At 68.6% G+C, this 6,519-nt stretch carries 5 protein-coding genes; 4 read left to right on the forward strand and 1 reads right to left on the reverse strand.

Features of this window, described 5'->3' with window-relative positions; genetic code table 11:
- The first annotated feature begins 221 nt into the window (after positions 1-221).
- Entirely contained in the window at positions 222-1,235 is a 1,014-nt protein-coding gene (locus KHO18_RS15980; protein ID WP_144196844.1) for a tripartite tricarboxylate transporter substrate binding protein, read from the forward strand.
- Between the two features lie 91 nt (positions 1,236-1,326).
- Positions 1,327-3,273, forward strand: coding sequence for an Atu1372/SO_1960 family protein (locus tag KHO18_RS15985; protein ID WP_144196845.1), 1,947 nt, complete (start codon positions 1,327-1,329; stop codon positions 3,271-3,273).
- Positions 3,274-3,366: 93 nt separating this feature from the next.
- Here the strand turns inward: KHO18_RS15985 and KHO18_RS15990 are convergent, their stop codons facing one another.
- The gene (locus tag KHO18_RS15990; RefSeq protein WP_144196846.1) at positions 3,367-4,368 is read right to left on the reverse strand and encodes a LysR family transcriptional regulator; all 1,002 of its coding nucleotides are present in this window, start codon (positions 4,366-4,368) and stop codon (positions 3,367-3,369) included.
- Positions 4,369-4,490: 122 nt separating this feature from the next.
- On the opposite strand from KHO18_RS15990, the gene KHO18_RS15995 reads away from it, so the two are divergent.
- Both KHO18_RS15995 and KHO18_RS16000 read left to right on the forward strand, forming a co-directional pair.
- Positions 4,491-5,624, forward strand: a complete 1,134-nt coding sequence (locus KHO18_RS15995; RefSeq protein WP_092301428.1) for a hypothetical protein — start codon at positions 4,491-4,493, stop codon at positions 5,622-5,624.
- Positions 5,625-5,715: 91 nt separating this feature from the next.
- The coding region (locus KHO18_RS16000) for a tripartite tricarboxylate transporter substrate binding protein (protein WP_211943533.1) at positions 5,716-6,519 on the forward strand (804 nt) is incomplete at its 3' end.

The following is a 6,519-nucleotide window of genomic DNA, read 5'->3' on the forward strand; positions in this document are numbered from 1 at the left end:
ACATCTACTCATAACCACGGCCAGCGTAGAGGAAGTCAGCAAACTCGCTCCCGGCCGTTTGTCCCGCCTTGAGGGCGCTTCATGTCCCTTCCGCGCTGCGTTGCCCACAGGGCAACGATCTTGTGTAAGGATTGCTGTTCCTCGAACATAATTTCCAGCCAACAATCCCCCTCACAACCGGTTCTCGTATCGATGCGAGAACGTCTAAAGTGGAGGATGACATGCAGGACCGAGGACTACCCCCCGCCAAACGCTGGATGGCGCTCAGTGCCGTCATCCTGGGGATGATGCTGACCGGCGCACCGGCGTCCGCCGCCGACGCGTTTCCCACCAAGCCAATATCGATGCTGGTCGCATTCCCTCCGGGGGGGCCCGCTGATGTTCTGGCGCGGGCCATGCAGCCGGCGATGGCCAAGGCGCTCGGCCAGCCCGTGGTCATCGAGAATCTGCCCGGCGCCGGCGGCGCGCTGGCAGTGCAGCGGCTGCTGAGCCGCCCGGCCGACGGCTACACGCTGATCATGGGCTCGCCCAACGAGGCCATCCTGACGCCGCTGGCGCTTGCCAGCGCCAGGTACAAGTCGGAGGACCTGGCCCTGCTGGCGCCGGTCTCGAACCACCCGCTCGTCGTGATGACGCGCAGCGATCTGCCGTACAACTCGCTTGAACAGATCATCGCGGCCGGCAAGTCGGCAGGTAGCACGAGCCTGACCTTCGGCAATCCGGGCTACGGGACCATGTACCACATCGTCGCCGAATACATGGCGCAGCTGACCGGCGCCAAGCTGCTGCAGGTGCCGTACAAGGGCGCCACCCCAATGCTGGCAGACCTGACCGGTCGCCAGATTGACATGACGATTCTGCCAAACCTCGGCGCCTCCACGCAGTTGCTGGAGACGCACAAGATCAAGGCGGTCGCGGTGCTGGACACGCAGCGCATGCGAACCCTGCCCGACGTGCCTGCCATCTCCGAAACCAGCGTCGCGCGCAAGTCCGAGTTCGTGTATTCGATCTGGCTGGGTGTCATGAGCAGGGCCGGTGTCCCGGCGGAGCGTGCCCGCGTATTGGCGGACGCCTCGCAGCAGGCGCTGCGGTCGCCCGAACTGATCAAGGCGCTCGAGCTCTCCGGCGTGCAGCCGATGAAGCCCCAGACGCTCGAGACCTCCGCAAAGTTCTACGTCGACGAGACCGAGAGGCTCAGGAAGATGGCCGCCTCGATCAAGCTGGCGCCCCAGTAATTCCACCCTTCACGGCCGTTCGCATGGCGGCGCCGGCGCTCGCGTCGCTGGCCTCGCCGCGTTCCGGTATCCCGCTCCAGGAAGGTGCTCCTTGAATATCCTAGTAGCCGGTTTTCAGCACGAAACCAATACGTTCGCCCCCACCATGGCCACCTACGAGAGCTTCGTCCGTGGCGAGGACTTTCCCGCGATGGTGCGCGGCGAGGCGATCTACGACCTGCTGGGCGTGAACGTGCCGGTCAGCGGCTTCATCCACCACGTTCGCGGGCACGGTCACACCGTCACGCCGGTGATCTGGGCGGCTGCGGGCGCTTCGGCGCATGTCACGACCGATGCCTACGAGCGCATCGCCGGCGAGATCGTGGAGGCGGTGATGACGGCCTCGTACGACGCGATCTATCTCGACCTGCATGGCGCCATGGTGGCCCAGCACCTCGACGACGGCGAGGGCGAGCTGCTGGCGCGCATCCGTGCCGCGGCCGGTCCGGACATGAAGATCGTGGTCTCGCTGGATCTGCATGCCAACGTCACCGAACGCATGCTCGCGCTGGCGGATGGGGGGGTGGCGTATCGCACCTATCCGCACGTGGACATGGCCGCCACCGGCAAACGGGCCGCCGAGATGCTGCTGGAGTTGTGCAGGCGGGAGACGCGTGCGCACCTGGTGGCGCGACGCGTGCCGTTCCTGATACCGGTCAACAGCATGTCCACGATGATGCAGCCTGCTCAAGGCGTCTACGGGCTGCTTGAAGCGCTGGAGCAACAAGGCGTGCTGTCGCTGTCGTTCACACCGGGCTTTCCCGCTGCCGACTTCGCTGAATGCGGTCCCGTCGTTTGGGGGTACGGCTTCGACAAAGCCGGCGTCGAGCGGGCCGTCGAGGCACTGTTCGCGCGCATCTGCGAACCCGAGAGCCAGTGGGCCGTGCAGTTCGAGGAGCCGGATGCAGCGGTGCAGCGTGCCGTGCGGATCGCGCAAAAGGCCGCGCGGCCGGTCATCCTCGCGGACACGCAGGACAACCCGGGCGTCGGCGGCGACGGCAACACCATGGGCATGCTGCGTGCGCTGCTCAAGGCCGGCGTGCAGGACGCCGCGATCGGGATCATCTGCGATCCCGCCGCTGCCGCGGCTGCGCACCAGGCTGGCGTTGGGGCGAGGATCGATATTGCCCTTGGCGGCTGCCCGCAGGTGAGCGAGGATGCCCCGCTGCGCGCGACTTTCGAGGTGGAGGCGCTGTCCGACGGCAAGTTTGTCTACGGCGGGCCAATGATGCACGGCAAGGCTGCCAACATGGGACCCATGGCGCGACTGCGGCTCGACGGCGTGCGCGTTGCCGTCAGCTCCACCAAGGCGCAACTGCTCGACCGCAACATGTACCGCGCGGTCGGCATCGAACCGGCGGGGATGAAGATTCTCGTGAACAAAAGCTCCGTGCATTTCCGAGCCGATTTCGCCGCGATCGCGGAAGACATTTTCGTGGTGCGAGCGCCCGGTCCGTTCATCGCCGATCCGGCGGAGCTGCCATGGCAGCATCTCAAGCCCGGCATGCGCCTGAAACCGGACGGCCCGGCGTTCGCGCCGGTGCCGCGAATCTACGACAAGCTTGCGCAACTCGGCATCGAACTGCCCACGGCTTCGGCCCCGGCGGCGGCTTATGTGCCGAGCGTGCGGTCCGGCAAGCTGATCCACGTGTCCGGCCATCTCTCTCGCGTTGGCGGGCAGGTGCGGACCGGCCGCCTTGGCGACGATCTGCGCACCGCCGACGGTGTCGCGGCGGCCCGCCAGGTGGCCATCGACTTGCTCGCGACGCTGCACGCCGCCACCGGCGACCTCGATTCGATCGTGCGGGTCGTCAAGCTCACCAGCCTCGTCCATTCGACAGCAGACTTCACCGAGCAGCACCTCGTCACCAATGGCGCCAGTGATCTGCTCGCCGAGGTGTTCGGCACGCGCGGCCAGCACGCGCGCAGTGCGTTCGGCGTGCCGCAGTTGCCGCTCGGCGCCTGCCTGGAAATCGAACTGATCGTCGAGGTTGCCTGAGTTCGACCACCTCCAGTCATTCGACACCGACCCGCGGCTCGCCGAGGAGTGCGGAAGCCTGATGTTCTCGGTGGTTCGTGATGGCCAAGACGCTCACGTCACCCTGGGGACGCTCGCCGATGCGCCCTCCATTCGCCCCGGCACTTCCCCTCCCGCCGCATCCCATTCCTTCCTGTGCCTGGCCGCAATCCGGTGGGTGAGCGCCACGAGCGCCGCCACGGCGGGGTCGGCGTCTTTGGCGCGGTAGCCGAGGGTGAGCGGGGCGCGCAGGCGGTCGGTCTCGACCATGCGGCAGTAGGCCACGCCGTGGCGGTTGAGGCCGGCCATCGACGCCGGCACCACGCTCACGCCGGCGCCGGCGGCCACCAGGTTGAGGTTGGTCAGCATGCGCTCCACTTCGGCGCCGATGCGGGGCGTGAAACCCAGCGCCTCGCATTCGCGCAGCAGGTCGCCGTACATGCCCGGCGCGCCGGGCCGGCGCACCAGGATGAACGGATCGCCCTTCAGCTCGCGTAGCGATACCGGCGTGCCGCCGGCCACGCCTTCCTCCGCCCGGCGCCGCAGCAGCGCGTGGTCCAGCGGCAGGGCGATCACCATTTCTTCCTCGAGCAGGAGGTCGAAGCGCACGCCTTCCGGGTGCTGCACCGGCGCGCGGAGCAGGGCGGCGCTGAGCGTGCCATCGGCCAGTTGCTCGATGGCTTCGGCCGCGTTGCGCTCGGTCAAGGAGAGCGTCACGCGCGGAAACTGCCGCCGGCATGCGCGCAGCACCTCCGGGGTGAGCTTGTGCGCCGCCGCCGAACTGGTGAAGCCGATGGCCAGCGCGCCTTCATCGCCACGCGCCATGCGCTGCATGCGCGCGCGCATCTGCTCGATGCGGGCGAACAGCTCCACGGCGTCGCCATGGAGCGCGGTGCCGGCGGCGGTCAGCGCCACGCCGCGTGGTTGGCGGTCGAACAGGGACACGCCCAGCTCGGTCTCCAGCGCCTTCAGCTGCTGGGAGAGCGGGGGCTGCTGGATGCCCAGTTGCTCGGCGGCGCGGGTCACGGAGCCGGTTTCGGCCACGGCCAGGAAGTAACGCAGGTGTCTCAATTCCATCGGTAGGTCCGATATGTTGTGAATATGGCAGATGCAGAAAGCATATATTTTACGAGCAGCCCCCGCCGGCCTAGTATTGGCGTTTTGCCTGATACGGCAGACATAAGACCAAGGAGACACCCATGCCCGGCGCGCCACGCTTCGCCCGATTCACCTTGCTGATGGCCGCCACGGCGGCGCTTGCCGCTGGCTGCGCCAGCCAGCCCCCGGCGCCTTCGGTTTCTGCGCCGTCCGCCGCGCCAGCCGCCCCCTCCGCCGCCGCCAAGCCCCAGTGGCAGCGCGTGCACCTGGGCAGCGGTGCCGGCTATGATTTCCCGGTCTACGCCAACCATCTGCTGACGGCGGACCTGCGCGGCATCCGCGAGGTGGTGTTCGTGCAGCACGGCCTCCAGCGCAATGGCGACGATTACTACGCGGCCGGCGCCGCGCTGCTCCAGGCCAGCGGCCGCAAGCCGGAAGAGGTGTTGCTGATTGCCCCGAACTTCCCCGGCACGCCCGATGCCGCCAAGCATTTCGACAACATGCCGGTCTGGACCGTGCAAGGCTGGATCGGCGGCGAAGACGCGGTGTCCGGCCCCGGCGCCGGCGTCAGCTCGCTCCAGGTGCTGGACGACCTGCTGGCCTTCGTCACCGACAAGTCGCGCTTCCCCGGTGTGAGCAAGGTCACGGTGGCGGGCCATTCCGGCGGCGCCCAGATCGTCCACCGCTACGCGGTGCTCAACAACGTGGACGAGCGCGTGCGCGCGCGCGGCATCGACCTGCGCTACGTGGTGGCCAATCCCTCGTCCTATCTCTATTTCACGCCGGACCGGCCGGTGGCGCCGGACCTGAAGCGCTTCGCGCCCTACAGCACCGCCGCCTGCGCCGATTACAACAAGTACCGCTACGGCATGCAGGACATCGTGGCCTACGCCAAGGGCGCCGATGGCATGACGCTCTACCAGCGCTACATGCAGCGTCAGGTTACCTATATGGTGGGTAGCGAGGACAACGATCCGAACCATCGTGTGCTCGATAAGGCATGTGGGGCCGAGGCCGAAGGCCCCACGCGCCTCCAGCGCGGGCGTGCCTACCAGCGCTACGAGCAATTCCTCGCCAAGCCGGGCCAGACCAGTCGCCATCGCGCCTTTGAAGTGGTGGGGGTGGGCCACGATCAGGCGCGCATGTTCGGCTCGCAGTGTGGCGCGCAGGCAGTGTTCGGCATGGACCCGGCCGCCAATGCGGCGGGCGCCGCGTGCCGCGCGCCGCAGCTGTAAGGGCCTGGGCAAGACGGGGTTTGCCCCCACGGCAGGCGGGGCGGGGTGGTGCTAGGATGCCGCGAGCTATTCGACTCGCGCCCCTGCATCCATGCCGTTCCCTCCGGTTCCGCCTGACTGGGCCCGCCGCCGCCTGACCCATGGTCTGGCCGGACTGGCCGGACTCGCGGTACTCCCGCTGTTCCCCCGCGCCGCATGTGGCGCAGACACCACGCACTTGCTGGTCGGCTATGCCGCCGGCGGGGGTGCCGACCATATCGCCCGTCTCGTTGCCGACAGCCTGACCACGGACGGCGTGCCCACCATCGTCGAGAACCGCCCCGGCGCTGCCGGCCAGATCGCCCTGCACGAGGTGGCGCGCGCCACGTCCGGCCCGCGCACCTTGCTGCTTGGCACAGTGGGCTCGGTCAGCATCGGCCCCTTGCTGGCCGCTGCGCCCGAGCCGCCGGCCACGCCGTTGCAGCCAGTGGCCATCGTCGCCAGCACGCCGCACGTGCTGCTGGCCTCCGCCGGGGCGCCTGCCGCCGCGCAAACGCTCCAGGCCCGGCTGGCGGAAGCCCGCCGGCGCCCCGGCGAACTGGCCTACGGCTCGCTCGGCACCCATTCCAGCGCCCATCTGGTGGGCGAACTGATCTGCCAGCAGGCGGGGGTGTCGATGAACCACGTGCCGTATCCGGGCAGTGCCCGTGCGCTGGTCGATCTGCAGGGTGGTCACGTGGCGCTGCTGGTCAGCACGCTGCAGGCCGCGCTGCCGCTGATGCGGCAGGGCAAGGTGCGCGCGCTGGCGGTGACCGGCGCCGCGCGCAGCCCGCTTGCGCCGGGTGTGCCGACCTTCGAGGAGGCCGGCGTGCCCGGCATGCGGCAGGACGCCTGGTACGGCGTGCTGGCGGCGCCC

The organism is Cupriavidus campinensis (genome assembly GCF_905397395.1).
Classification (GTDB): domain Bacteria; phylum Pseudomonadota; class Gammaproteobacteria; order Burkholderiales; family Burkholderiaceae; genus Cupriavidus; species Cupriavidus campinensis.